The sequence below is a fragment of the Flavobacterium lipolyticum genome (genome assembly GCF_020905335.1).
GTDB classification, from domain to species: domain Bacteria; phylum Bacteroidota; class Bacteroidia; order Flavobacteriales; family Flavobacteriaceae; genus Flavobacterium; species Flavobacterium lipolyticum.
Genome location: NZ_JAJJMN010000001.1, coordinates 3866498 through 3891770 on the forward strand (window position 1 = coordinate 3866498; position 25273 = coordinate 3891770).

A 25273-nucleotide genomic window follows, 5' to 3' on the forward strand; every position below is an offset into this window, starting at 1 on the left:
AATGAAAAGATTTTTCCCAGTATATGTAAGAGTGCCATTGATTTTTTTCATTGTCTTTGCGCTCATGGAATATTTTATAGATTCAGGTGACAGGCCGGCTTTTATTAAGTATCCAATGGTTTCCATTTTTCTCTTTGTTTTTCTGTTTATTCTGATTGCAATCGAAATAACGTTGAGTGCTGTTAATAGGGTAATGTACCAATTAATGTCGCCGGAAGAAAAAGCAAAAGCTGATCATGAAAAGAGTTTAAGTCTGACCGAAAGTACCTGGTACAAAGAGTTGATGCATAAACTAACTCAAACAGAACCCATTGAAAAAGAAGGCGATTTGTTGATGGATCATGATTATGACGGTATCAAAGAGTTAGATAATAATTTACCGCCTTGGTGGGTATACCTATTCTACATCTGTATCATATTTGGTGTAATCTATGTAGCTCGTTACGATGTTTTTGGAGGAGACGATCAGGAAACTGAGCTGAGAAAAGAAATGGCTCAGGCCAAAATAGATGTCGAGGAATATCTTAAAACGGCTCCTGATTTGATGGATGAAAAAACGGTTGTCTTACTAACAGATGATGCAAGTTTAGCAGCCGGTAAGGAGATCTTCATGACCAATTGTGCAGCCTGTCACAGAGCAGACGGTGGTGGTCAAATTGGACCAAATCTAACGGATGATCACTGGATTCTAGGAGGCGGGATTAAAGAAATTTTCCATACGATTACCAATGGAGGACGTGACGGAAAAGGAATGGTTTCCTGGAAAACCAATGGGATGAAGCCAAAGGAAATTCAAAAAGTAGCAAGTTACATTTTGTCTTTACAAGGCAGTAATCCAAAAGATCCAAAAGAACCGGAAGGAGAAGTTTGGGTAGACCAAAGCGCCCCTAAAAAAGGCGACACAGCAGATAAAACAAAAGATAGTACAGAAGTTAAAAAATAATACCATGTCAAATTTACCAGACGAAGCTTTTAGAGATACCATTGGAACCATTGATGAAGGCGGTAAGAGAAAGTTTATTTTTCCTAAAAAACCGTCTGGTAAATTCTACGAATACCGAAAGATTGTCAGTTATGTTTTGTTGGCCATTTTAATCGCGAATCCGTTTATAAAAGTAAATGGAAACCAGTTTATGATGTTCAACATTATCGAACGACGTTTCAATATATTCGGATTTCCATTCTGGCCACAGGATTTTTATCTCTTCGTGATCTCAATGTTGGTGGGTGTTGTATTCATCATCTTGTTTACGGTCGTTTTTGGAAGGATTTTTTGCGGATGGATTTGTCCACAGACTATTTTTCTTGAGATGGTCTTCAGGCGAATCGAATATTGGATCGACGGAGACCGCGGTGCACAAATGCGACTCGCAAAACAGGAATGGAATGCGGAGAAAATCCGAAAAAGAACCACTAAATGGACTCTCTTTTTCCTGATTTCTTTCGGAATTGCCAATGTGTTTTTAGCCTATCTGGTGGGAAGTGATGAACTTTTCCTGATGGTAGAGCAAGGGCCAATTCAGCAAGCCAGTAATTTTATCGCATTGCTTATCTTTACAGGAGTCTTCTATTTTGTATTTGTCTGGTTCCGCGAGCAGGTCTGTATCATTGCCTGTCCTTATGGGCGTTTGCAAGGGGTACTGCTGGATAATAAGTCTATTAATGTGGCGTATGATTTTGTACGTGGAGAGAAGGAGGAAGGCCGAGCTAAATTCAGTAAAAAAGAAGACAGAGCCTTAACCGGAAAAGGAGATTGTATCGATTGTCATCAATGCGTACACGTTTGCCCGATGGGTATCGACATTAGAAACGGAACACAGCTGGAATGTACCAACTGCACAGCCTGTATTGATGAATGTGACTCCATCATGGAAAATGTTGGTTTGCCTAAAGGACTTATTCGTTACGCGTCTGAAGACGAGATCGAGAAAAAAGCGTCTTTTAAGTTCACCACAAGAATGAAAGGATATACAGCCGTTTTGTTTATTCTGTTAAGTGTGTTTGTTGGAATGTTGTTTTTAAGAACCGATGTTCAGGCTATTATTCTACGTTTACCAGGACAGCTTTTTCAGCACAAAGGAGATAAAATTAGTAATGTGTATACCTATAAAATTGTCAATAAGACGATGAAAGATTATAAGGATATCCATTTTGAGCTAATTGATCAAAAAGGTGAAATTAAAAATGTGGGAAAAACGCATTTTAAAGTAGGTAAAGAAGGCATTTCGCAAGGAACATTGTTCATAGAAATAGACGAAGTACTTCTGGAGAGCGATAAAACGAAAGTTAAAATAGGGGTTTATAATGGCAAAGAGCTGCTGGAAACCACTACGACTAACTTTTTAGGTCCGCGAAGTTTTAATTAAAAAATACAATTATGAAAATAAATTGGGGTACCGGAATTGTCATTGCATTTGCATTGTTTATGAGTTTCATTTTATATTTTGTTTTTGAAGTACAATCGAATAGTAAATACGACAATGATTTGGTTGTCGAAGAATACTATAAGCATGATTCACATTTTCAGGAAGAAATGGCACGTATTCAGAACGCTCAGGATTTACAGCAAAAACCTTCAATTGCCTATCACGAAGATGGAGTTGAAATTGTTTTTCCTGCCGTTTTTGAAAACGATAAAGTCAAAGGTAACATATTGTTATACCGTCCGTCAAATAAGAAATTTGATTTTAATACCCAAATTGCTTTAACAAACTCAGCATTGTTAATTCCGAAAAACAAACTCGTGAAAGGACGTTGGGACGTCAATATGGAATGGCAGTACGGAGGAAAAAAATACCTGTCTAAAGAGGTAATCTATGTAAATTAATATTTTAAGACCGATCAACTGAAAAGATTCCTTTTCAGTTGATTTTGTCTTTATTCGCACAGCATTTTTGCTTAGCAATAGTAAAGCAAGCTGTATCAAAAAACTAAAAAGATGTTGTATTCCGCTTTTATATTTGGATTAATCAGCAGTTTACACTGTATCGGAATGTGCGGTCCAATTGCTATGATGTTGCCTGTCGATCGACAAAATGAAGCTAAAAAGGTGACTCAGATTATTACCTATCATTTAGGTCGATTGACAGCATACGCAACCATTGGACTTATTTTTGGTTTATTAGGAAGAGGATTCTTTTTGGCCGGGCTTCAGCAAAATATGTCCATTTTTATTGGCTTGGCGATGATAGCCATTGTTCTAATTCCTGAAAAGGTCTTTTCTAAATACAACTTTTCCAAACCGGTCTATAAAATTATCTCCCGGGTAAAATCAAGCTTAGGGAATCAATTTAAAGACAGAAGCTACAAATCTCTCTTTACAATAGGACTGTTGAATGGCTTTTTGCCTTGCGGAATGGTTTATGTAGCCTTATTTGGAGCTATAGCCATGCAAAGCGCCGGTTTAGGAGTGCTGTACATGCTTTTGTTTGGTGTGGGAACAATACCGTTAATGACAGTTGTGGTGTATGTTAATTCATTAATTAAACTTCCATTCCGAAATAAGATTCAGAAAGCAATTCCCTATGTTGCTGTTATTATCGGAGTATTATTTATCCTGAGGGGATTAGGTCTCGGAATTCCTTACATTTCTCCATCCAATATGAGTTTGTTTGTTCAGTCAACTCCTAATTGTCATTAAAAGGGGATCGAGATCATGCGAAAAATGGTGTAGCATTGAAGTAAATCAGGGATCAGTTGCAAAAGTTAAGAATTAAGTAAAAAGATTGCATAATCTGAATAGAAGAGATCTGGTTGGATTTGCGATGAAAGAGCTCTGGTAATAGTCTTGTTTGTAGCGTTATCAATGATGATGGTAATTATAGGTTATGCTCTGAAAGGACAAAGGCTTGATCGCTAAGAAAAGCATCCGGTATATTTTGTGTGAGATTCTTCAAGAATATAAACTTTTTTTATTGGGATCTGTAAGGGACGAAAATTGCTTTCAGCCCTTTGTCAGCGTTTCGAACATTTATGTAAGGAAAAGAAGGCTCTGAATAAGATATGATCTTCTAAAATGATATTTCATTTGACATTAATGACCAAACCTTTATAATCACAATAAATTTTATCCGTTCGCAGATTTTCAGCTGATCCGAAAAGTTAGGAAGAAATGGGCTGAAAGCCCAAAAAAAGCAACAGCATAGTGCGAAGTACTATGAGTTGATTATAGAGGTAGAATTGCCCTGAAAGGGCAAGAGCCTCCAGGGATCATGTTGATTTGGATAAAAGCAATACAATTTCTTAGAGGATTTCATGAAAACGGTATAAAAGTTTTTTGTTACGCTTTAATTTTTATCCTTTCGATGACATAAACAATTATCCGGAGCATTACGAATGATCTGCTTGTTGCTTTTGTTAATGCTCTTCCAGAGCAATTTAAACCGTCATAGAAAACAGGTTTGTTTCCGGAGATTTTCTTTTTAAATGCAGATCGAAGGCCATACAAATGTTACGTACAAAAGGTTTTCCTGCTTCGGTAATCTTAATTTTATTCTCTTCAATTACAACTAACTGATCGTTTTCCATTTCTTTTAAATCGGATAAAACCGCTGGAATTTCTTTGAAATATAAAGATTCATCACTCCAGGAAGTTTCAAATTCACAGGTTAAGTTTAAAATATGTTTTCGGATGATTAGATCTTCATCATCAAGAATGTGGCCTTTCACCACTGGTAGTTGGTCTGATTCCAACAATTGGTAGTATTCTTCCAGAGTTTTGGTATTTTGAGCAAAACTATACCAGCTGTCGCTAATAGAGGAAACCCCTAAGCCTATCATAAGCTGTGTTTTTGAGGCGCTGTAACCCATAAAATTTCGGTGTAGTTTTTTATTTTGCGCCGCTTTGTATAGACTGTCAGAGGCGAAGGCAAAATGATCCATTCCAATTTCATGATAACCGTTTTGTGCCAGTAATTGTTTACCAACTTCATATAGTTTTCTTTTCTCGGCATCTTTCGGAATGTTTTCGTCATTAAATCCACGTTGGCCATTGCCTTTGATCCAGGGCACATGGGCATAACTGTAAAATGCCAGACGATCCGGTTTTAAGGAGTTCGTTTTTTCAACAGTATCAATAACATTTTCTACCGTTTGAAAAGGCAGACCAAATATAATATCATGACCGATTGAAGTATATCCTATTTCTTTGGCCCAAAAGGTAACTTTTGCCACATTATGAAAAGGCTGAATCCTATGAATTGCTTTTTGAACCTTTTCCGCATAATCCTGAACACCAAAACTTACCCTTCGAAAACCTAAATGATACAACTTTTTAAGCTGTTCGTAAGTGGTATTGTTCGGATGGCCTTCAAAACTAAACTCGTAGTTTTCGGCTTTCCGGGCATTTTTAAAAATACCATTGATAAGCTGTTCCAGATTGTTTACAGAGAAGAAAGTTGGAGTTCCGCCACCTAAATGGATCTCTTTTATAATTGGCTTTTCCGGAAGTAAATTACAGTATAAACTCCATTCTTTCAAAAGAGCTTTTATATAAGTTTCTTCAACATTATGATTTTTAGTAATTCGTTTGTTACATCCACAAAAGGTACATAAACTTTCACAGAAAGGCAGGTGAATGTACAAACTGATTCCGTTTTGAGAATTGCTCTCTGCAAAAGCCCTCTGGAATGATGCAATCCAATTTTGCTCGTTAAAATTATTTTCATTCCAATAAGGAACCGTAGGATAACTGGTATATCTTGGGCCGGGAACGTTGTATTTTTGTGTTAATGAAATTTTCATAAAAGAGGATTTTTGATCCTCAAAATTAGAGCACTGCTGCCGAAAATAAAATGACAAATATCATATAAAAAAAAGAGACTCATTTTGAGCTACGATGTGGACATAAGTATAGAAAGTAACAGGAATTGTCATCAATTTTTTAGTGAAATTAATTTCACTAAAAAGGTTAACCTATTAAAATTTGTGCAAATTCGTAGAATTTGTGTTCACACGGTAGCCCATTTTGAGCCTCTTTTACTGAATTAAATAACTAACATTTAAATAGAATCCTGAATGATTTTAAGCCATTTTTTTGCAAATACATGATCCTGATAAGCGCTTATTTGTTTAATACGGTCATCGTTGAAATCATAGAAAGCAATTATATTTTTTTTTAAAGTTTCTTTGTCCAGAAATTCAAAATCTATTTTTAGAATGGTATCCGAGTTTCCATCGGTCGTTAGTGCCAATTTGCAGGAAGAGACATTTTTCAAATCAACATAAGTAGATTCTTCCTGATTGGGATTGAAATTCATCAGAATGAATTTTTTATTCTTTTGATCAATTGTCAGTGTTTTATTGCTTTGAGATTCGGTCAGATCAAAGTCTTCCGGATGTGTTGGATTGAATCTCTTTTTTATGTTTAGGATTTTAGATTTGTTGGCAGCGTTTGAACGTGCTGAAAAATAAATAGGAATGGCTACTATGATGGCGATCACAATACCAATTATGGTTACACTTGTTTCCATTTGTTTTAAAATTTGATAAATTGATATGAAATAGTAAACAGTTTTCAGATTGAAAACGGCTTAATAATGGGGAAAAGAAAGATCTTTTCGACTAAAAATTCATAAAGTAATCTACCAGAAAAAATGGAAGGGGTAGAGCATTAAAAGAACCTTTTTGCTCTGAGTGTTAAACTGATTGGCAAAGTTTGAGGCAGTATTTACGGTCTGATGCTGAGGAACAGCGACCAATAAAGAGTCAAACCATTTGATTAAACCGGAAGGATTGGTTTTGATATTCCCTATCAAATGATAACCTGTTTGTGGCTGAATAAAAGCCAAAGAGTCGGTATAGTCGATTGAAAAAGTAGTGTCTGTTTTTTTACTTTCACTTTTGTCAACAACAGACTCGTTTGCCTGAGTGGCAAAAAAAGTGATGATCAAAAGTGATATAAAAGCAACAGTCTTACGAATCCAATTCATGGTCGCGAATTTAACGCTTAAAAGACAATTAAGGAAATTTTACAGCATTAATTAACGTTTGAAAAGGGGCTAATTATTTTATCCTCAACTTTTAATTGGTACAGTTGAGGATAAAACAAAGTTATTGTTGCATTTTGAAATAATAGTCAGCTGAGTGTTTTCCGCTTCCATAGAATAAAAAGAACACACAAACCAATAAAACCACAATGGCAAGAATCAAGCTTTCAGAATGCATGTGTCCCATAAAATTAATCAGCACGGCCCCAAAAAGGATGGGTAATTGAGCAGCTATTGCCCAACGGGTAAGGAGCCCAAAAACAATCATGATACCTCCAATCATGTGGGCTGGTGCGATGTAATGTAACAGAAACATTCCGCCACCAAATTTATCAATAGGAGAAATTAAATCATGCAGATACTGAACATTCGTTACAAATGAAACTCCTTTCATAAATAAAAAAACACCCAATACAATACGTACTAAATCTACAGGTAAATAAGTGTGCGAATTGGCCCATTTATTTAAGCTTTTTACATTTTCCATGATATTACGTGATTAAAAATTACTTACTAAAGTTACTGATTTTTAATGATATATTTATTTTTAAGTAACTGAAAATAAGTTTTTTACTTTTTATTTAACGCATTTACGGGAATGTCTTAAAACTTAAACCTGAATCACTCCCAAATTAAAGGGTTTTTGAATAGGAGCGTGGTTGGCAGCTTCAATTCCCATAGAAATCCAGGTACGGGTGTCAAGAGGATCAATAATAGCATCTGTCCACAATCTTGAAGCAGCGTAGTAGGGAGAGGTTTGTGCATCATAACGCGCTTTTATTTTGTTAAACAGTTCCGTTTCTTTTTCTTCGTCTACGATTTCTCCTTTTGCTTTTAGAGAAGAAGCTTCGATTTGAGCAAGTACTTTCGCAGCCTGAGTTCCACCCATAACAGCAAGTTCAGCACTTGGCCAGGCAAAAATTAATCTTGGATCATAAGCTTTTCCACACATTGCGTAGTTTCCGGCACCGTAAGAGTTTCCAACGATAACCGTAAATTTTGGCACAACCGAGTTGCTTACCGCATTTACCATTTTAGCACCGTCTTTTATAATTCCGCCATGTTCTGACTTTGATCCGACCATAAAACCGGTAACGTCCTGTAAAAAGACTAAAGGTATTTTCTTCTGATTGCAATTGGCAATAAAACGGGTCGCTTTATCAGCACTATCGGAGTAAATAACTCCTCCAAATTGCATTTCTCCTTTTTTAGTTTTCACCACTTTTCTTTGATTGGCTACAATTCCAACTGCCCAGCCGTCAATTCTGGCATATCCTGTGATTAGAGATTGACCGTAACCTTCTTTGTAAGCTTCAAATTCTGAATTATCAACCAGTCGATTGATGATTTCCATCATATCATATTGCTCATTTCTCGCCTTTGGCAGGATTCCATAAATATCTTTTGGCTCCAGAGCTGGTTTTTCAGCTTTGATACGGCTATAGCCAGCCTTATCAAAATCACCGATTTTGTCTACGATGTTTTTTATTTTTTCTAAAGCATCTTTGTCATCTTTGGCTTTGTAATCGGTAACACCTGAGATTTCACAATGTGTTGTAGCTCCTCCTAAAGTTTCATTGTCGATGGTTTCTCCAATGGCTGCTTTAACCAAATAGCTTCCTGCAAGGAAAATACTTCCGGTTTTGTCTACGATTAAAGCCTCGTCACTCATAATAGGTAGGTAAGCACCTCCGGCAACGCAGCTGCCCATTACAGCGGCAATTTGGGTGATTCCCATACTACTCATTTGTGCATTGTTTCTAAAGATTCTTCCGAAGTGTTCTTTATCAGGGAAAATTTCATCTTGTAAGGGAAGATAAACACCAGCACTGTCTACTAAATAGATGATGGGTAATCGATTTTCCATGGCAATTTCTTGTGCACGCAGGTTTTTCTTTCCGGTAATCGGAAACCAGGCACCGGCTTTTACGGTAGCATCATTGGCTACCACTATGCATTGTTTTCCTCTGATGTATCCTACTTTAATGACAACACCTCCAGACGGACAGCCGCCGTGTTCGGCATACATTCCTTCGCCAACAAAAGCTCCGATTTCAATACTTTTAGAATTTTCGTCTAATAAGTAGTCAATACGTTCGCGTGCGGTCATTTTGCCTTCAGCATGTAGTTTTTCAATACGTTTTTCGCCTCCTCCTAATTTTACTTTAGTAAATTTTTGTTTTAGTTCAGAAATTAGTAATTTATTGTGATCTTCGTTTTTATTGAAGTTTAAATCCATAATATTTTAATGTTTTAACAAAATAGTGTTGGCTAATTTACAAAATCAATTGAAACCCACATAATAAATATTGTGCTGTTGTGAAATTAAATGAAGGTTCTGCTAGTTAAATTTTCAGTACCTTTTAGAAGAAGTAAGGTGCCTGTTTCGGACATAAAAAAACCGGAAGCGAACTTCCGGTCTTTTTGATATTGATTTTAACTCGTTGGTTGTAATTGTGAAAAATGATATTCAACACATAGAAACATAGTTTTTTGGGTATAAAGAAAGAGTACAAAAAAGAAATATATTTCTTTCACATAGTCAAACTTTTTGCTTTTTAACTAAGTGAAACATCTTTTTTGGACTACTAAAAAGATGTTTCTATGTGTTAAATTTAATTATTCCAAAGGTTATAATTACCAGATTATTTTTTAGTATCGCAAACCATTCGTTTCAGAAGAGCCCATTGTTTTAAGGCATCTCTGGCTTCTACAGCAGGATAACCTAACATGGTTTTTCCGGCAGCAACATCACAGATCACTCCTGAGCCTGCTCCAACTACAGCACCATCACCAATTGTTGTATGGTCTTTGATGGAAGCGCTTCCGCCAATGATAACACCATTACCTAAAGTTACAGAACCGGCTAAGCCGCTGTTTCCTGCCATGATGCAAAACTTACCTAGTTTACTGTTGTGTCCTATTTGTACTAAATTGTCAATTTTGCAGCCATCACCAAGAATAGTAGAGCTGAATTTTCCGCGGTCTACACAAGTATTCGCACCAATCTCAACGCCGTTTCCAATAATTACGTTTCCAATTTGCGGAATTTTCACTAATCCTTTCTCGCTGCATGGACGAAATCCAAAACCATCAGCGCCAATTGTTGCATTAGGATGAATGATACAATCGTTTCCAATATGACAACGTTCCCTTACAACTGTTCCGGACCAAATAACAGTATTATTACCAACGGTTGATTCGTCAAGAATAGTTACGTTTGGATAAATAGTGCTGTTGGAGCCAATCTCTACTTTTGGTCCAATGTAGCAACCGGCACCAATTTTGGCACCTTCTCCAATAATGGCGGTTTCATCTACAGTAGCAGTTTTGTGAATATTAGTATGGAATATTGGGGCAGGAGGGGCAAAAAGGGCTAGAATTTGTGACATGGCCAGATCGGCATTTTTTACTTTGATAAAGGCACGATTTTCCCCTGGCTCTATTGAAATATCTTCGTTAACTACTGCAATAGATGCATTTGAAGTTGACCAGTATTTTTCATATTTTTTGTTTCCTATAAATGAAATTTCTGAAGTTGTCGCTTTTTCTAGTTGCTCTGTGGCTGTAATGCTTTGTGAAGTAGTGCCGTAAATTACGCCATTGATTACTTCGTTAATTTCTTGAATGGAATAGGATTTCATTTAATGAATGTAATAGATTATAGGGTTAATTTTTCCCAAATAAAATCAATTAGATTTTAATTACCTAATATTATATATGGGTTTATTGAAATATGTTTAGAATAATAGCTTAAATATTACAATATTAACAGTTTAAGGGTTTATTTGTTAATAGTCTTTTAGTTTGTATTCAAGTTAGTACTCCTGTTTTTTGATACGAATAAGGGGGAATTCGATTTGAATTGGAAAATCAATAATTAATTTATTGATAAGTAGTGGTTTACAAATGTAATACAAATTTATTTAAAAAAAAGCATGTAATAAAAAAAAATCGATTCGCTTTGTTAAAGGAATCGATTTTTAATTTTTTTAATCTTTTAATTTAGAAAGAGAAACAGCATTAATACAATATCGCAGGCCACTTGGTTCGGGACCGTCTGGAAAAACATGTCCTAAATGGGCATCACAGGTATTGCAAACGACTTCAACCCGAATCATTCCGTATGATTTGTCAGCATGGTATGCAATTGCATTTTCTTTTAAAGGCTGAGTAAATGAGGGCCATCCTGTTCCTGACTCAAACTTCTCAGAAGCATCAAATAATAAAGTTCCACAGCATTTACATTCGTAAATTCCGGGGTCAAACAAACTGCAAAGTTCAGAACTGAAGGATCTTTCGGTACCTTTTAATCGGGTTACCTGAAATTCTTCAGGAGTTAAAAGCTGTTGCCATTCTTCCTCCGTTTTTTCTACTCTTTTTTCCGGTATAGGATTTCCTTTATTTGTAAAATGAATTACATCTGCCCATTTTATCATAACTATATTTTTTAAGTTTTCAGTCGTCAGTCGTCAGTTTTCAGTCGTCAGTTGTCAGTCTCAGTCGTCAGTTGTCAGTCTCAGTCGTCAGTTGTTAGTCTCAGTATTCAGTCTCGGTATTCAGTTTACTGCGACTGCAAACTGCGACCGGATACTGATTACTAATTTATTCTTCCTCTTTCTGTCCCATCATCATTAAGTAGGCTTTTAGGAACGGATCTATATTTCCATTCATAACGCCATCAACATCACTGGTTTCATAGCCTGTACGAACGTCTTTTACTAATTTATAAGGTTGCATTACGTAATTACGTATTTGTGAACCCCATTCGATTTTCATTTTTCCGGCTTCGATATCGGCACGTTGTGCTTGTTGTTTTTTTAACTCAATTTCGTACAATTGAGAACGTAACATCTGCATAGCACGTTGTCTGTTGTCCTGTTGAGATCTTGTTTCAGAACATTGAATCTGAATTCCGGTTGGTTTGTGTACTAATTGCACTTTGGTTTCGACCTTATTTACGTTTTGCCCTCCGGCACCACTGGAACGGGAAGTTGTAATTTCGATATCGGCAGGATTAATGTCAATTTCGATACTATCGTCAACAAGCGGGTAGACATAAACAGATACAAACGAAGTATGACGTTTGGCATTACTGTCAAAAGGAGAGATTCGCACCAAACGATGCACTCCGTTTTCGCCTTTTAGATAACCGAAAGAATAATCTCCTTCGAATTCTAAAGTTACAGTTTTAATTCCGGCTACATCACCTTCCTGAAAGTTAAGTTCTTTGATTTTGTAACCGTAACTTTCTCCCCACATCATGTACATACGCATCAGCATTCCGGCCCAGTCACAACTTTCAGTTCCTCCGGCTCCGGCTGTAATTTGTACTACGGCACTTAAACTGTCTCCTTCATCCGAAAGCATGTTTTTAAATTCGATGTTTTCAATATGAGCCTGAGTGGTGTTGTAATGTTCGTCTAACTCTGCTGCAGAAAGTTCGCCTTCTTTATAAAAATCATACGCAAGTTGCAATTCATCAGTAAGTTCGATTGCTTTGTTGTAATCTTCGATCCATTTTTTCTTGTTTCGAAGGTTTTTTACAATAGCTTCGGCTTCTTTTGCATTGTTCCAAAAATCAGGTGCAAAAGTTTTTTCTTCCTCGTTCGCAATTTCGATTAGTTTGGCATCAACGTCAAAGATACCTCCTCAACGCACCAAGGCGCTCCACAATACCTTTTATTTGTTCGGTCGTTGTCATAAATTAATAGTAGTTTTATATGTTTTTTACAAATATTACGTTAATTTGGTTCTATCGTTATCGGGAAGTTAAAATTTACTGAAACTTACCAAAATTAACTAACAGTAATACGTAATTTTGCTGTACAAAAATAAGATATAGTTTTTAGAATATGGAAATAAATTTAATTAGCGATACCATTACTAAACCAACATATGAAATGTTGCAGTATATGTTTAATGCTCATGTTGGGGATGACGTATACAGGCAAGATCCTACAGTTATCGAATTAGAGACTAGAGTTGCTGAGTTTTTTGGTATGGAAGCCGGGCTTTTTTTTCCGTCTGGAACTATGGCAAATCAAACCGCAATTAAATTACATACACAGCCCGGAGAACAATTGATTGCAGATAAATATGCTCATGTTTATCATTATGAAGGAGGAGGAGTTTCGTTCAACAGCGGTGTATCCTGTTGTTTGTTAGACGGACACAGAGGGATGATAAATGCCAGTCAGGTTGCTGCGGCAATCAATGATCCTGAGTTTTATCACAGTCCATTAACCAGTTTGGTTTGTGTAGAGAATACCACCAATAAAGGAGGTGGGGCTTGTTATGAATTGGAAGATTTAAGAGAGATAAAAAAAGTTTGTGATGCTAATAATCTGAAATTCCATTTGGATGGAGCCAGAATTTGGAATGCATTGGTGGCTAAAAGACAAAACCCAAAAGAATTTGGAGCAATTTTCGATACAATATCGGTTTGTCTGTCTAAAGGATTAGGTGCTCCAATAGGTTCTGTGCTGCTTGGAACGAAAGAAGATATTCGTAGAGCGTTGAGAATAAGGAAGATACTTGGTGGAGGGATGCGTCAGGTAGGATATTTAGCAGCAGCGGGATTGTTCGCTTTGGCACATAATATTGAAAGATTGGCAGAAGATCACAGAAGAGCTAAAGAAATTGCGGCTGTATTAAGTACAAAATCTTGGGTTTCAGCAATAGAGCCTGTAGAAACGAATATTTTGATTTTTTCTTTGGCAGAAGGATATAGTGATCAGCTTTTGATTGAAAAGCTAAAACAAAAAAATATCTTAATAAGCTCGATGGGACATAATAAGCTTAGAATTGTCACACATTTAGATTACAAAGAAGTAATGCATACTTATGTAATTGAGACGTTGCAGAAATTCTGATGAAAGGGACTAAGGTTCTGAGGTTCTGAGTGAAAAAGTATTAAAAAAAATGCCGTCCTAAAGGGACAGCATTTTTTTTACAACTAGCATTTAAAATCCAACCTTGGTTACTTAGTATCTCAGAACCTTAGTGTCTTAGTGCTTTTATTTAAAAAGATTATCCATTCCCGGAATCATTGGCATATCCATTTTGGCAACGGCATCCAATTCTCTTTCGTTTACGCTTGTTGCTTTTTCTATTGCTTTATTCAGAGTTACAATAAGGTAGTCTTCAAGTTGTTCTTTATCTTCCAATAAAGAATCATCAATACTGATTGATTTTACTTTTCTATTGGCTGTTAATGTTATTTTTAATAATCCGTCAGCGCTTTGTTCATCAATCAAAACGGTGTCTAAACGTTTTTTTGTATCTTCAATTTTTTGCTGGGTTTCTTTAAGTTTACCCATCATTCCCATTAAATCCATTTTTGTTGATTTTTAAATTATTCCGTACAAAATTAGTATATTGCTGTATCAAAGCAATATATATTTTATGAAAAAATTAATTTGGTTCTGTTGTGTTTATAGTATTTTTGCTGCTTCGTATTTAAAAACTAATGCTCAATCAATGCAAAACGATATAGTGGCCCCAATAGCCAAAGAAGTTCCAAAATCACTAAAAAAACATAAAGAAACCAGAGTCGATAATTATTTCTGGTTAAATGATCGCGAAAATCCTGAGGTAATTGATTATCTGAATCAGGAAAATGCCTATTACCAGAGTATGACTTCGCATACAAAAGGGCTTCAGGAAGATTTGTATGAAGAAATGAAAGGAAGAATTAAAGAAGATGATTCCTCTGTTCCTTATTTTTACAACGGATATTATTACATCACCCGTTTTGAGACAGGTCAGGATTATCCGATTTTTGCCAGAAAAAAAGGCAGCCTTTCAGCAGCTGAAGAAATTTTATTCAATTGTAATGAACTGGCAAAAGGACATGCTTATTTTAAATTAGGAGGTTTAAGTATTAGCCCTGATAATAAATTGGCAAGTTTCGGAGTTGATATTGTAGGAAGAAGAATTTACACGATTCAGTTTAAAAACTTAGAAACGGGAGAAATTTTACCCGATAAAATCGAAAATGCAACCGGAGGATCGGTTTGGGCTAATGATAATAAAACTGTTTTTTATACCAAACAAGACCAGGTAACTTTAAGAGCGGATAAAATTTTCAGACACAAATTACATACAGTTGCTACAGAGGATGTTTTGGTTTTTAATGAAACTGATGACACCTTTAATGTTTCTGTCAGCAAAGAGAAATCAAGAAAATATATTGTAATTGGCTCCGGAAGTACCTTAACTACAGAATACAGAATTTTGAATTCTGATAACCCGGATGGGGAGTTTGAAGTGTTTCAGACCCGTGTTCGCGGGCTGGAGTACAGTATTTCGCATTATGAAGATTCGTTTTATATTTTGACTAATAAAGACAAGGCAACTAACTTCAAACTGATGAAAACTCCTGAAAATAAAACAGGAAAAAGGAATTGGGTAGATCTTATTCCGCATCGTGAAGATGTTTTATTGGAAGATATTGAAATTTTTAAGAACTATTTAGTGGTGGAAGAACGCTCAAATGGTTTGAATCACATTCGCATTATGCCGTGGAATGGTGAACCCGATTATTATTTGCCTTTTGGCAGCGAAACGTATAACGCCTACACCACAACAAATGTTGATTTTGATACGGATATTTTGCGTTACAGTTACCAATCTTTGGCAACGCCATCTTCTGTGATCGATTTCAATATGAAGACAAAAACCAAAGAAGTTTTAAAAGAGCAAGAGGTTTTAGGAGGGAAATTTGATAAAGAAAATTATATCGAAGAGCGTGTTTGGGCGATAGCCAGAGATGGTGTTAAAGTGCCTATTTCGATGATTTACAGAAAAGGATTGGAAAAAAACGGTAAAAATCCGTTACTTCTTTATGCTTATGGTTCTTACGGAATCACAATGGATACTTATTTTTCTTCTACAAGACTTTCATTACTGGATCGTGGTTTTGTTTATGCAATTGCTCATATCAGAGGAGGAGAAGATTTAGGCAGACAATGGTATGAAGATGGAAAACTGTTAAAAAAGAAAAATACCTTTACAGATTTCATCGATTGCTCTAAATTTGTAATTAACGAAAAATTTACTTCTTCTAAACATTTGTATGCAGAAGGAGGATCAGCCGGAGGACTTTTAATGGGAGTTATCTCAAATGAAGCACCGGAACTGTATAACGGAATAATCGCTCAGGTGCCTTTTGTAGATGTTATTACCACAATGCTGGACGACAGTATTCCGTTGACCACAGGAGAATATGATGAATGGGGAAATCCCAATAATAAAAAATATTACGATTATATGTTATCGTACTCGCCGTATGATAATGTAAAAGCTCAAAATTATCCTAATATGTATGTTTCTACCGGATTGCATGATTCGCAGGTGCAATATTGGGAACCTGCCAAATGGGTTGCCAAATTGAGAAACTTAAAAACAAATAACAATTTATTGTTTTTAGACACCAATATGGATGCCGGACATGGTGGGGCTTCGGGACGTTTTGAGGCTTTAAAAGACTTAGCAAAGGAATTTAGTTTTTTATTAGATTTAGAAAAAATTAAAAGCTAATTAGATTTTTTTTGTTAAATTTGCAACCTATCAAGGTTATTTTAAAATGCCTTTGATTAACTATTTTTTTATGAAAGAAGAAATAAACGCTTATAATAATGTTTTAGAATTAATAGGCAATACCCCCCTTATTAAACTAAATAAAATCACCGAAGAGTTAGAAGGCAATTTCTACGCAAAGGTAGAAGCTTTTAATCCAGGACATTCCTCAAAAGATAGAATAGCGTTATACATTCTTGAAGAGGCCGAAAAAAGAGGTATTCTGTCGCCAGGTGATACCATAATCGAAACGACATCCGGTAATACAGGTTTTAGTTTGGCTATGGTAAGCATTATAAAAGGTTATAATTGTATTTTGGCAGTAAGTTCAAAGTCATCGAAAGATAAAATTGACATGTTGAGGAGTTTAGGGGCTAAAGTTTATGTATGCCCGGCTCACGTTTCAGCAGATGATGAAAGATCATACTATAATGTAGCGAAACGTTTACACGAAGAAACAAAAGGTTCTGTATACATTAATCAATACTTTAATCAGTTGAATATTGATGCGCATTACAACTCTACCGGACCAGAAATCTGGGAACAGACCAAAGGAAAAATTACGCATCTTATTGCCTGCAGCGGAACAGGAGGAACGATCTCAGGAACTGCAAAATTCTTAAAAGAGAAAAATCCAAATATCAGAATTTTAGGTGTTGATGCTTTTGGATCAGTATTAAAAAAATACCACGAAACGAAAGAATTCGACAACAAAGAGATTTATCCGTACCGCATAGAAGGTTTAGGTAAAAATTTAATTCCTTCGGCTACAGATTTTGATATCATCGATAAGTTCATGAAAGTGACGGATGAAGAAAGTGCTCACTCTGCAAGAGAGATTACCAGAAAGGAAGGGCTATTTGTTGGATATACTTCAGGAGCTGTAATGCAGGCCATTAAGCAGTATGCTGAAGAAGGAGAATTTACAAAAGACAGTAATATTATTGCGATTTTCCCGGATCACGGTTCTCGTTATATGAGCAAAGTATTCAGCGATGACTGGATGAACGAACAAGGCTTTTTTGACAGTGTTAATGAAGAAGAAGTTCAAAAAATTGAATTTGTGAAGTAGTACTTTAAACTGCTTTTATACTATACAACTCCATTCGTTTTACGGATGGAGTTTTTTTTACATCTGAACTTTTTGGAAGCGATCAATTTTAAACGATTCTCTGTTTTTAAACAGGTCCAATATAAAACTAAACCGGTAACATGATTGAGGTTACCGGTTATAGAATACGTGTCAGCTTAAAGTAGATTTTTTTCAGATGATTATCATTTTAGCTTAGCACACTTAGGACAACGAATACAATAACCAAAAGGATTATTGCATATCTGGTGTATTTTGATGTTTTCATGGTTTTATTTTTTTTGTAAATATAACAGATAATTTGAATCAAAATCTATTTTTTGAAACCGATAGCAAGATAGAGTGAGATTTTTATTTGGGGTCTTCCCAACCTTTTCATCTAAAATACACTCTATAGAAGTATAATCGTCTTTGAACGATTTGAACTAAAAATAGTATCGTATGAAAAAGAAATTCACTTTAGAAATAGCCGACCCTTGTTCTGAAAATTTTGATAATATGATTCCTAATTCACAAGGCTCGTTTTGTAATTCATGTGCAAAGAATGTAATTGATTTAAGTCGAAAAACGAATACTGAAGTGGCCCGGTTCATCGCCAATAATAAAGATCAGAACATTTGTGCCCGATTAAGAACAACACAGTTAGAGGAGGAGTTTGTACACCAGGAGACTTCTAAAATGAATAATCTGAAGTATGCGGCAGTAGCAGCTTCAATTCTATTAGCATCAAATGTTACAGGACAGGAAAAAACTCCGGTTCAAACTGAAATAAATGAATCAGTACCTAAAAGTAATATTTTGGGTAAAATAGCCATTAGTCAAACCATTCAGGAAGAAATTTCGATAACCATCAAAGGGAAGTTGTTAGATGCAAAAACAAACAGGCCTTTAAACGGCAAGATCTATCCGAATTTAATCCTTAGTATCAATGATTCACAGCCTCCTATGAAAATAAACCCAAAAACTGGTGATTTTTCGATTACGTCCCTGGTTTCTAAAAACGGTGAAGGCCTTATGATTACAATCTCAAGCGGGGATTATTATTTATCTAAAATGATCCCTTTTGATAGTAAAAAAGTGAAAGGAAATGTTCTTCATCAAAATATAAAGATCAATACGGAGGAATTGATTAAAGTTTACATTGCCGGGGGACTAGGGATTAACTATACAGAGAAAAAAGTGATTAAAGAGAATTGATTGATTTGTTGTTTTTTGAATAAAAAAAGCTCTGGGGGGGCAGAGCTTTTGATGTATGTAGAGGAGTTGTTTTTGAGATACTATCTTGGAAATGTGTAAGTAAAAAATAATGTTAGTATTATGAGTTTTTATTCATTTTTTTAGTGAGATAATTGAATACTTTAAAGCGCGAGGGGAGATTTTTTTTTGCTTTTAAAATTAATAAATATAGTATCAAAATTATTGATAGTATGAATAGGGCAGGATCTATAAAGTATGTCAATCCAAGTGCTAAAGCACTATCCGGTTTTTCTATGAATAAAAAGTGACTGGATAGATTTGAATGATATACAATTATTTTATTTGGTTTATTCTTTGAGTAGTCTTTTCTTTCATTAAGATAGGGATATACACTGTTAGACAATGTTATTTGCGCAGTTTCATTATTAGAACTTAAAACCCCTTTATATACTACAGATGTAGAGGTTGTTCCTGAATGTGAAGCAGGGGCATCTGAACGAACTAAAAGAGTATCACGAACTATTCCTTCTTTAGCCCATAAATAAGAATAAGTTGTCTTAATCTTTGGAAAATCATATGTTAATTCAATGATTAAGTAAAAGATTGAATAAATAATGATAAGATAGATTATAATTTTTTTCATGTTGTTATTTCAGTGCTCCTTTTATGTCTGTTTTGCAGTGTTTTTTTGTTCTTTTCTTTTGATAGTAATGTAATAAAATAGGGCTGATATTGCTGCCAAAATAAATAACGGAGTACTCCAATAGTCTCGCATTTCATAAGAAAAAGGACTGTTTATTGTGTCATTTTTTCGTCGGTATATTATTTTATTTTTTACAGAGCTTATTCTCCAAATTGGAATTTCAGATGTATTTTGATTTTCGATTATGCTTTTAGAAATTGTAATGCCACTTTTTAAATTATCGGATTTACAGTATCCATAAAATATCCAGGAAGTTTTATTACTGCTGCTACTCATTGGAGGTATTGTTTCGTTTACCAATAGTATATCTTTATGATAATATTTTTGAGGATTAAATGAGGCATAAAATATTTTAGTTTTGGTAAAGTCATTGGCTATTTCAATTCCTATTATTGATACACCTAGAAATATTAGTAGTAAACAAAATGTTTTCATAGTTTATTCATTTTTTATTTTTCATTAGAACTAAGATTAAAATTAATGAAGGAATTAGTGAACAAATAAAGTAGATTTTTAAAAGTGCATCCGCCTTTTTACTCTGTAAATATTTATGGTTTTTTAAAAAGATATTGTCATTTATTACATTTCTATATACTTTTATACCTTTTTGATACACCATTTTATATTTAAACTTAAAAATATCTTTTTCATAACTATTGTCCTTATATAAATAGCTTATTTCTCTTGATTTTTTTTCATTTATTAACTTACCTTCAATTGTTGTACTATAACTTGTCGACCCATCTTTCACTTTTGAAGTTTTGATTATTGTATCCAAAACTAAAACGTCATTTGTTAAAAATTTATCTGACTGATTTAACGCTTTAATGTTTTGAAAAGGTTCTTTTAAATTAAATAAATTACTAAAAATTATTGCTAAAGATATTAGTACGTTAATTACAAGTATAATAGTAAAAATTTTTTTCATTTGGTTTTAACTTTTAAGACGAGTAAAATTATAATAAGCGGAATGAATGAAAGATTAAAATACAAGTTCGAAACAGCATTCATCTTTTCGGAGGTTATATATTTTTTGTCTTCTAAAAAGGCAATACCGTTGATACTGTTTTTCAGGACGTATATTTTTTCTGCTTTTTGATGATAAAAGCTATCTAATACATTTGAATTTACGGACTCATAAGTAATCTCCTGTTTAGTTTTGGAGTGTAACAAATGTCCTCTGATTATAGTGTAATCCTTGAAAGTTGTGGATGATCCCTGATTTGAAGTTGCCTGAGTTTCAATATAGGCGGTATCAATTACAAAAACAGCATTTTTCAAATATTCTTCAGGATTGTACAATGCGATATAATTTTCATAATTTTCCTGAAAAGGTTTCTTAATATCTCCATCAATAAGACCGTGTACAGTCATTGTAATGGTCACAATAAGCGAAGTTGCCAGATGTATTAATAGTACAATTTTAATTATCTTATATTTTTTTAAAAAAGTAATGTTTTTCATTTTAATTAAATCTTTATAGTGTGTTCGTATTCGCCCCAGCTGGTGTACGTGTCTCGCTCGTACCTCCATCTAAATTATTCTGTAAAATACGAACTGTTTTATTTCAATGAATATATTTATAATTAAAATATCACTTTTAATTATACAGAGAAAAAAGTGTTAAAAGAGAATTGATTGATTTGTTGTTTTTTGAATAGAAAAGGCTCTGGGGTTTCCAGAGCTTTTTGATGTTTATAGAAGATAAAATGTTTTGATTAGTTTTCAAAAGTTTCCAATATAAGAACCATCTCGGGAATTTAATAATTTAAATTTTATGTAATTCGCGTCAGCGTGTGGATTATAAAGTAAATTCATTTCTAGAAAAAGTGTTTTTACTATCATGGAGTAAGACTATCAAATTAAACTTGTAAACAGACTCTTAAATAAACGTGAAATTTCTCGAAAAACAATTTAATATCAGCCTCAGAATAGCGCTCTTTAAATGGTGAATCAACTATTGATAAACAGTAATCATTTTGAGTTAAAGCGAAGTCAAGACATTTATATAACATTTCCCAATATTCCAATGTTCCTATTTTTAATAAATGCTCCCAATAATCATCTTCAAACACTTTTTCATTATTCAATCTATGATGATGATAATAAATAAAATGAACCGCCATCCCTAAATATTTTTGAAGAGTTTTTATTTCCATTTTAGTAATTAATTTTTGCGATTATTTCATCTGTTAACAACGGAGTTTCCCATATTCCATGTATATAGGTAACGTCTTCTCCTAAGCTGTCTTCTCCTGCATTTCTAGGATGCGCTTCAGAACTCCATCGGTTAAATTCAATCATCATAATTTTTTTTTCTTGTTGTTCTATTAAAACAATGTCTCCGGGAGAATTGTACAGTTTGTTAATTTTTAAAATATTAATATAATATATTAGTATTCTTATTCTATTTTAGAAAAGCTGAATAACATAAATTAGAGCTTAAATCTTGTAAATCATTAATACTTCATTTTTGAAAAGAGAATGGATACATTCTAAAATTAGATAGTAATTGTAAAAAGTAAATTATCTTTTTTTAATTGTAGCTATGTCAAAGAAATGAAATAAAAAGACTTTAACGATGTAATATGACAATAAAAGAAAAATTTCTAATAATTGGATTTACAAATTTTGCCTTTCCAAATAAAGAGAAGAGAGACGGAAAGGAAAGAATAACTTTTTGTTCTAAGTATTTTAATGAATGGATTTTTCTTTTATTAGTAAATGAGAATGATTTTTGGAGAATCGAAAAAATTGAAGACAATGATATCATCAGTATTACATTAGACAAAAGTAAATCTTCTCTTGATATTGAAGACCTACTTTTGTTTTTTAAAAATTATTACTATAGTAATAGTGATATTTCATCTATTTTGTAAACAAAACATCCACACTACTATATGTCCCATCTGATCTTGTTATACTGGTAGGTAAAATATTCGCTTTTTCATAATATAAATTTGTCTATTCCCTATCTGTATAAATGAATTACTCAATATAGAATAATCCATAAGAGGTTTAGCCAATTATCATATTCGTTAATTACGTTATGAGATTTTATATCGTCGAAGAAAACATACATCATATTTTTCATTTCTAAACAAAAAACTTACATCAAATCTTTAGGATTCGTAAAGCACCAATTTTTATTGAATGGAATTTTATTAAGTCGCATCATATCTGTCCAACTAAACGCGTATTCCCATTCGAACCAAAAATATTCATCGGGATTTAGTTTTAAATATTCATATGCAAAACGAAAAATTAGTTCTGTATTTTCATCTCTCACCTTTTCTATATAAACAAGACTACATAATTTTTCATTTGGAACTAAATAATCTAAATCTTTATCTAATCCCATAACAATATCATCTTTATTAACTCCCTGTATATTTAGTATAAATTGATTGTTAATATCTTCTGATACTGAAATCTTATCATCGATTACTCCCACATATGTATGTTTTAATTTCCCATCGACATAAAATGTTTTGTCATTATGAAAATAAAACATAGCGTTTATATTAAAACAGATATTTGCAGCATCCATAAAAACTTTTTCAGGATCATGTTTTTCCCAATTCTTAATTATATGTGCATAAGTTCCCATTTTTTTTTTATTTTAAAATTTTCTCAAGTTCTTCTAAAGAATTAACAAAAGTTACTCCTTGTGATTTAATTCTTTCAATTATTCTAATTTGCGCATCTGTGGTTTCTATAAGTGGCTTTTCAACATAAAGAATAACTTTTTTCTGGGTAGGATTACAAAAGTTAGGAGCTGTGTGATCCAGAAGTTTTGTAAATTGATCTTCTTTAACTGAGCTAAAAGCGGCCTTTACTTCTATTATTTCATCTAATGTTGCGACGTCAAAATCCGTTATATTAGGTTTGATTTTCTGACCAAATCCAGTTAAAACTTTTTTAGTTTTCACAAATGCGCCCTCTTTCCCTTCTGTAATAGGACCAATATTATTCGAATTCAAAGGATCTGACCTTTTTATTGATTCAATTGCTTGATCAATATCTTTAACTCCTTGTTCAGACTATTCAAGTAATTTTCCGGATGGATTTGTATACTCAATTTTATTACCATTTTTAACTATAGAACCTATTCCTCCTATTTTTTGCTTCCACTTAGAGTACCCACCAGCGTTACTAATCTCATCTAAATTTTTTGAAACTAATTTGAGCTTTTAAATATTGGTTTTAAGATTATTTAGAATTTTTGTTCAGACTTTAATCTTCAAAAAGGAAATATATAAAGAGAAGTTTTTTATTATCAACAATACAAATTACCATGTCCATTGTATTATCGCTAACTGAGTTAAAAGAAGAACCTGTATTCTTTTTCTCCCATGGATTGTTAAACCAATTTGTAAAACATAGGCATTCTTTTTCATTAAAATTTTTAACAAGCTCAGTGTAAATTTCAATAGCTTTATTATGTGGCATTACTTCAAAATTAGTAAAACCTAAATTATATTGTAAAGCTTTTGTAAGTATTTTTTTAAAATTATTGTAATTTATTTGATTCCATTCATCTCCAAGTGGTGATAGACCTTCTTCAGAACAAATTTTGTCCACAGCATCTAGTACATCTATTTTCGAAGTTATATCAAATTGTGCATTTTTAGTTTCACTGGCTCCACCCCAATAATATTGGTTAAGCCCTAATTTTTCATATAAATTGATTTTATTCATTTCTTATAATTTATAACTGAGGGTACATTGTGATAAGTTTCCATACCCCTCCATGTTTTTTGTAAACCACTTTAACTCGATACAATGGAACTGGATTTCCTCCACCTGCTGGTATGCCATATCCAAATGGAGTATTTGCTTGACCTGACAATGGATAATCGAAAGCATATGAGTTACCATTACTTGGAGGATTAAAATTTGAAGAACCAGGTTTTGTATTATTTAATGCTTCTTTTAATTTAGCAAAACTTTCAAATTTTGAACTAAAGGATGGTGGGTTTTGACTAATTTCACCATCTGGGGCAATGCTTGGTGTTTCAGAACGTTTTATTAATGCTTCATTTGAAACATCATGTCCATGTCGTTCTAACACATGGGCTCTTGGATGTTGTGTTAATTCATTTAATTCACTGGTATTATATGCGGATTTGTCCGGCATTCTTCTTACCATTAAGTCATCTCCTAGTTTAAATATTTGGTAACCATTGCTTGATTGCCCTATAGGAGTTGCGTTGGCATTTAATGGATATTCTTCATATTTTTTAGGTAATATTTTTCCATTATTGATACTAGCTATTTCATCTCCATTTTTACTGAAGAGTTTTAAAGAATTCCCATCTTCAATTATTGAACCATCGGCGCGTATAACATCATTACAACTTAGTTTTAATGAGTTTTCCAGTCTTGAAATCGCTGTACTAACCTTCCACTTTAAATATCCACCAGCTTGACTTATTTCATCTAAATTTTTTGAAACTAGTTTTAGCGCATCAATATTGGTTCTCAAGGCAGGCGCTTCCTTATTTAGAATTAGCCATGCATTAAACCCATCAGACTCCTTGACTACAGTTTTGAATTCAGTGCTAGAAGTTGATAGATCGCTTACTAAAGTTGCCAATGCACAAGGATCTCCAGGTCCTGCATTTGCGATTAGGCTCGATAATAGCAATAAATAAAGAAGGAATCTTTTTATTATATTTTTCATTTAGTTTATTTTAAAGCAAGTTGTTGTAA

Annotated in this window: 28 protein-coding genes; 9 read left to right on the forward strand and 19 right to left on the reverse strand. The window is 33.7% G+C overall.

Going from position 1 to position 25273, the window contains the following annotated elements; genetic code table 11:
* The first annotated feature begins 1 nt into the window (after position 1).
* The 4 genes from LNQ34_RS16520 (at position 2) to LNQ34_RS16535 (ending at position 3640) form a co-directional block, all read left to right on the forward strand.
* Positions 2-943 (forward strand): cbb3-type cytochrome c oxidase N-terminal domain-containing protein, encoded by a 942-nt coding sequence (locus LNQ34_RS16520; RefSeq protein ID WP_202701406.1) that lies wholly within the window; start codon positions 2-4, stop codon positions 941-943.
* 4 nt (positions 944-947) lie between these two features.
* On the forward strand, positions 948-2366 hold the full coding sequence (gene ccoG / locus LNQ34_RS16525) for a cytochrome c oxidase accessory protein CcoG (RefSeq protein ID WP_230000492.1): 1419 nt from the start codon (positions 948-950) through the stop codon (positions 2364-2366).
* Between the two features lie 11 nt (positions 2367-2377).
* Positions 2378-2827 carry a FixH family protein gene (locus LNQ34_RS16530; protein WP_230000493.1) on the forward strand — a complete coding sequence of 150 codons (450 nt, stop codon included), beginning with the start codon at positions 2378-2380 and terminating at the stop codon, positions 2825-2827.
* Positions 2828-2938: 111 nt separating this feature from the next.
* Positions 2939-3640 carry a sulfite exporter TauE/SafE family protein gene (locus LNQ34_RS16535; RefSeq protein WP_202701410.1) on the forward strand — a complete coding sequence of 234 codons (702 nt, stop codon included), beginning with the start codon at positions 2939-2941 and terminating at the stop codon, positions 3638-3640.
* Positions 3641-4377: 737 nt separating this feature from the next.
* On the opposite strand, the gene hemN is transcribed toward LNQ34_RS16535, so the two are convergent.
* The 8 genes from hemN to prfB form a co-directional block, all read right to left on the reverse strand.
* The gene (hemN, locus tag LNQ34_RS16540; RefSeq protein ID WP_230000494.1) at positions 4378-5742 is read right to left on the reverse strand and encodes an oxygen-independent coproporphyrinogen III oxidase; all 1365 of its coding nucleotides are present in this window, start codon (positions 5740-5742) and stop codon (positions 4378-4380) included.
* A 257-nt stretch (positions 5743-5999) separates the two neighbouring features.
* Entirely contained in the window at positions 6000-6470 is a 471-nt protein-coding gene (locus LNQ34_RS16545; protein ID WP_230000495.1) for a hypothetical protein, read from the reverse strand.
* 111 nt (positions 6471-6581) lie between these two features.
* A complete protein-coding gene (locus LNQ34_RS16550; RefSeq protein ID WP_202701417.1) occupies positions 6582-6929 on the reverse strand; it encodes a hypothetical protein in 348 nt (115 codons plus the stop codon).
* A 121-nt stretch (positions 6930-7050) separates the two neighbouring features.
* Positions 7051-7473, reverse strand: coding sequence for a DoxX family protein (locus LNQ34_RS16555; RefSeq protein ID WP_017498342.1), 423 nt, complete (start codon positions 7471-7473; stop codon positions 7051-7053).
* A gap of 123 nt (positions 7474-7596) precedes the next feature.
* The gene (locus LNQ34_RS16560; RefSeq protein WP_202701419.1) at positions 7597-9225 is read right to left on the reverse strand and encodes an acyl-CoA carboxylase subunit beta; all 1629 of its coding nucleotides are present in this window, start codon (positions 9223-9225) and stop codon (positions 7597-7599) included.
* Between the two features lie 406 nt (positions 9226-9631).
* A complete protein-coding gene (gene lpxD, locus LNQ34_RS16565) occupies positions 9632-10630 on the reverse strand; it encodes a UDP-3-O-(3-hydroxymyristoyl)glucosamine N-acyltransferase (RefSeq protein ID WP_230000496.1) in 999 nt (332 codons plus the stop codon).
* A 348-nt stretch (positions 10631-10978) separates the two neighbouring features.
* The gene (msrB, locus tag LNQ34_RS16570; protein ID WP_230000497.1) at positions 10979-11425 is read right to left on the reverse strand and encodes a peptide-methionine (R)-S-oxide reductase MsrB; all 447 of its coding nucleotides are present in this window, start codon (positions 11423-11425) and stop codon (positions 10979-10981) included.
* Between the two features lie 166 nt (positions 11426-11591).
* A protein-coding gene (prfB, locus tag LNQ34_RS16575; RefSeq protein WP_202704231.1) for a peptide chain release factor 2 occupies positions 11592-12690 on the reverse strand; the annotation gives its coding sequence in 2 pieces (ribosomal slippage) (positions 11592-12626 and positions 12628-12690; 1098 coding nt in all).
* Positions 12691-12841: 151 nt separating this feature from the next.
* Here prfB and LNQ34_RS16580 point away from each other — a divergent pair.
* Positions 12842-13861: a threonine aldolase family protein gene (locus LNQ34_RS16580; RefSeq protein ID WP_017498347.1), complete on the forward strand. Its 1020-nt coding sequence runs from the start codon at positions 12842-12844 to the stop codon at positions 13859-13861.
* Between the two features lie 144 nt (positions 13862-14005).
* Here LNQ34_RS16580 and LNQ34_RS16585 read toward each other — a convergent pair whose 3' ends face one another.
* Positions 14006-14326: a YbaB/EbfC family nucleoid-associated protein gene (locus tag LNQ34_RS16585; RefSeq protein ID WP_017498214.1), complete on the reverse strand. Its 321-nt coding sequence runs from the start codon at positions 14324-14326 to the stop codon at positions 14006-14008.
* Between the two features lie 67 nt (positions 14327-14393).
* On the opposite strand from LNQ34_RS16585, the gene LNQ34_RS16590 reads away from it, so the two are divergent.
* The 3 genes from LNQ34_RS16590 (at position 14394) to LNQ34_RS16600 (ending at position 18855) form a co-directional block, all read left to right on the forward strand.
* Complete coding sequence (locus tag LNQ34_RS16590) at positions 14394-16529, forward strand: S9 family peptidase (RefSeq protein ID WP_230000498.1); 2136 nt, start codon at positions 14394-14396, stop codon at positions 16527-16529.
* Positions 16530-16599: 70 nt separating this feature from the next.
* On the forward strand, positions 16600-17640 hold the full coding sequence (gene capA, locus LNQ34_RS16595) for a cysteate synthase (protein WP_202704234.1): 1041 nt from the start codon (positions 16600-16602) through the stop codon (positions 17638-17640).
* Between the two features lie 459 nt (positions 17641-18099).
* Positions 18100-18855 (forward strand): hypothetical protein, encoded by a 756-nt coding sequence (locus LNQ34_RS16600; RefSeq protein ID WP_202704235.1) that lies wholly within the window; start codon positions 18100-18102, stop codon positions 18853-18855.
* Positions 18856-18973: 118 nt separating this feature from the next.
* Here the strand turns inward: LNQ34_RS16600 and LNQ34_RS16605 are convergent, their stop codons facing one another.
* From LNQ34_RS16605 to LNQ34_RS16630, 6 genes are all read right to left on the reverse strand, one after another.
* Positions 18974-19498, reverse strand: a complete 525-nt coding sequence (locus LNQ34_RS16605) for a hypothetical protein (protein WP_230000499.1) — start codon at positions 19496-19498, stop codon at positions 18974-18976.
* 21 nt (positions 19499-19519) lie between these two features.
* Positions 19520-19993, reverse strand: a complete 474-nt coding sequence (locus tag LNQ34_RS16610) for a hypothetical protein (protein WP_230000500.1) — start codon at positions 19991-19993, stop codon at positions 19520-19522.
* A gap of 7 nt (positions 19994-20000) precedes the next feature.
* Positions 20001-20486, reverse strand: coding sequence for a hypothetical protein (locus LNQ34_RS16615; protein WP_230000501.1), 486 nt, complete (start codon positions 20484-20486; stop codon positions 20001-20003).
* On the reverse strand, positions 20483-21022 hold the full coding sequence (locus LNQ34_RS16620) for a hypothetical protein (protein WP_230000502.1): 540 nt from the start codon (positions 21020-21022) through the stop codon (positions 20483-20485). The genes LNQ34_RS16615 and LNQ34_RS16620 overlap by 4 nt, the downstream gene beginning before the upstream one ends.
* 398 nt (positions 21023-21420) lie before the next feature.
* Complete coding sequence (locus tag LNQ34_RS16625; protein ID WP_230000503.1) at positions 21421-21717, reverse strand: hypothetical protein; 297 nt, start codon at positions 21715-21717, stop codon at positions 21421-21423.
* A 1-nt stretch (position 21718) separates the two neighbouring features.
* Positions 21719-21865 carry a hypothetical protein gene (locus LNQ34_RS16630; protein ID WP_230000504.1) on the reverse strand — a complete coding sequence of 49 codons (147 nt, stop codon included), beginning with the start codon at positions 21863-21865 and terminating at the stop codon, positions 21719-21721.
* Between the two features lie 281 nt (positions 21866-22146).
* Between LNQ34_RS16630 and LNQ34_RS16635 the strand changes: the two genes are divergently transcribed.
* Positions 22147-22437, forward strand: coding sequence for a hypothetical protein (locus LNQ34_RS16635; RefSeq protein WP_230000505.1), 291 nt, complete (start codon positions 22147-22149; stop codon positions 22435-22437).
* 230 nt (positions 22438-22667) lie between these two features.
* On the opposite strand, the gene LNQ34_RS16640 is transcribed toward LNQ34_RS16635, so the two are convergent.
* The 4 genes from LNQ34_RS16640 to LNQ34_RS16655 all read right to left on the reverse strand — a co-directional run bounded on the left by LNQ34_RS16640 (position 22668) and on the right by LNQ34_RS16655 (position 25244).
* Positions 22668-23168: a hypothetical protein gene (locus tag LNQ34_RS16640; protein WP_230000506.1), complete on the reverse strand. Its 501-nt coding sequence runs from the start codon at positions 23166-23168 to the stop codon at positions 22668-22670.
* Between the two features lie 7 nt (positions 23169-23175).
* Positions 23176-23541: a hypothetical protein gene (locus tag LNQ34_RS16645; protein ID WP_230000507.1), complete on the reverse strand. Its 366-nt coding sequence runs from the start codon at positions 23539-23541 to the stop codon at positions 23176-23178.
* Positions 23542-23794: 253 nt separating this feature from the next.
* Positions 23795-24259: a hypothetical protein gene (locus LNQ34_RS16650; protein ID WP_230000508.1), complete on the reverse strand. Its 465-nt coding sequence runs from the start codon at positions 24257-24259 to the stop codon at positions 23795-23797.
* Positions 24260-24269: 10 nt separating this feature from the next.
* Complete coding sequence (locus tag LNQ34_RS16655) at positions 24270-25244, reverse strand: hypothetical protein (RefSeq protein WP_230000509.1); 975 nt, start codon at positions 25242-25244, stop codon at positions 24270-24272.
* Positions 25245-25273 lie beyond the last annotated feature (29 nt).

What these genes read in the sequence shown, in the direction of transcription:
- LNQ34_RS16520 (WP_202701406.1), top strand. Translation starts at nt 2, where the DNA reads ATGAAAAGATTTTTCCCAGTATATGTAAGAGTGCCATTGATTTTTTTC.
- ccoG (WP_230000492.1), top strand. Translation starts at nt 948, where the DNA reads ATGTCAAATTTACCAGACGAAGCTTTTAGAGATACCATTGGAACCATT.
- LNQ34_RS16530 (WP_230000493.1), top strand. Translation starts at nt 2,378, where the DNA reads ATGAAAATAAATTGGGGTACCGGAATTGTCATTGCATTTGCATTGTTT.
- LNQ34_RS16535 (WP_202701410.1), top strand. Translation starts at nt 2,939, where the DNA reads ATGTTGTATTCCGCTTTTATATTTGGATTAATCAGCAGTTTACACTGT.
- hemN (WP_230000494.1), bottom strand. Translation starts at nt 5,742, where the DNA reads ATGAAAATTTCATTAACACAAAAATACAACGTTCCCGGCCCAAGATAT.
- LNQ34_RS16545 (WP_230000495.1), bottom strand. Translation starts at nt 6,470, where the DNA reads ATGGAAACAAGTGTAACCATAATTGGTATTGTGATCGCCATCATAGTA.
- LNQ34_RS16550 (WP_202701417.1), bottom strand. Translation starts at nt 6,929, where the DNA reads ATGAATTGGATTCGTAAGACTGTTGCTTTTATATCACTTTTGATCATC.
- LNQ34_RS16555 (WP_017498342.1), bottom strand. Translation starts at nt 7,473, where the DNA reads ATGGAAAATGTAAAAAGCTTAAATAAATGGGCCAATTCGCACACTTAT.
- LNQ34_RS16560 (WP_202701419.1), bottom strand. Translation starts at nt 9,225, where the DNA reads ATGGATTTAAACTTCAATAAAAACGAAGATCACAATAAATTACTAATT.
- lpxD (WP_230000496.1), bottom strand. Translation starts at nt 10,630, where the DNA reads ATGAAATCCTATTCCATTCAAGAAATTAACGAAGTAATCAATGGCGTA.
- msrB (WP_230000497.1), bottom strand. Translation starts at nt 11,425, where the DNA reads ATGATAAAATGGGCAGATGTAATTCATTTTACAAATAAAGGAAATCCT.
- LNQ34_RS16580 (WP_017498347.1), top strand. Translation starts at nt 12,842, where the DNA reads ATGGAAATAAATTTAATTAGCGATACCATTACTAAACCAACATATGAA.
- LNQ34_RS16585 (WP_017498214.1), bottom strand. Translation starts at nt 14,326, where the DNA reads ATGGATTTAATGGGAATGATGGGTAAACTTAAAGAAACCCAGCAAAAA.
- LNQ34_RS16590 (WP_230000498.1), top strand. Translation starts at nt 14,394, where the DNA reads ATGAAAAAATTAATTTGGTTCTGTTGTGTTTATAGTATTTTTGCTGCT.
- capA (WP_202704234.1), top strand. Translation starts at nt 16,600, where the DNA reads ATGAAAGAAGAAATAAACGCTTATAATAATGTTTTAGAATTAATAGGC.
- LNQ34_RS16600 (WP_202704235.1), top strand. Translation starts at nt 18,100, where the DNA reads ATGAAAAAGAAATTCACTTTAGAAATAGCCGACCCTTGTTCTGAAAAT.
- LNQ34_RS16605 (WP_230000499.1), bottom strand. Translation starts at nt 19,498, where the DNA reads ATGAAAAAAATTATAATCTATCTTATCATTATTTATTCAATCTTTTAC.
- LNQ34_RS16610 (WP_230000500.1), bottom strand. Translation starts at nt 19,993, where the DNA reads ATGAAAACATTTTGTTTACTACTAATATTTCTAGGTGTATCAATAATA.
- LNQ34_RS16615 (WP_230000501.1), bottom strand. Translation starts at nt 20,486, where the DNA reads ATGAAAAAAATTTTTACTATTATACTTGTAATTAACGTACTAATATCT.
- LNQ34_RS16620 (WP_230000502.1), bottom strand. Translation starts at nt 21,022, where the DNA reads ATGAAAAACATTACTTTTTTAAAAAAATATAAGATAATTAAAATTGTA.
- LNQ34_RS16625 (WP_230000503.1), bottom strand. Translation starts at nt 21,717, where the DNA reads ATGGAAATAAAAACTCTTCAAAAATATTTAGGGATGGCGGTTCATTTT.
- LNQ34_RS16630 (WP_230000504.1), bottom strand. Translation starts at nt 21,865, where the DNA reads ATGATGATTGAATTTAACCGATGGAGTTCTGAAGCGCATCCTAGAAAT.
- LNQ34_RS16635 (WP_230000505.1), top strand. Translation starts at nt 22,147, where the DNA reads ATGACAATAAAAGAAAAATTTCTAATAATTGGATTTACAAATTTTGCC.
- LNQ34_RS16640 (WP_230000506.1), bottom strand. Translation starts at nt 23,168, where the DNA reads ATGGGAACTTATGCACATATAATTAAGAATTGGGAAAAACATGATCCT.
- LNQ34_RS16650 (WP_230000508.1), bottom strand. Translation starts at nt 24,259, where the DNA reads ATGAATAAAATCAATTTATATGAAAAATTAGGGCTTAACCAATATTAT.
- LNQ34_RS16655 (WP_230000509.1), bottom strand. Translation starts at nt 25,244, where the DNA reads ATGAAAAATATAATAAAAAGATTCCTTCTTTATTTATTGCTATTATCG.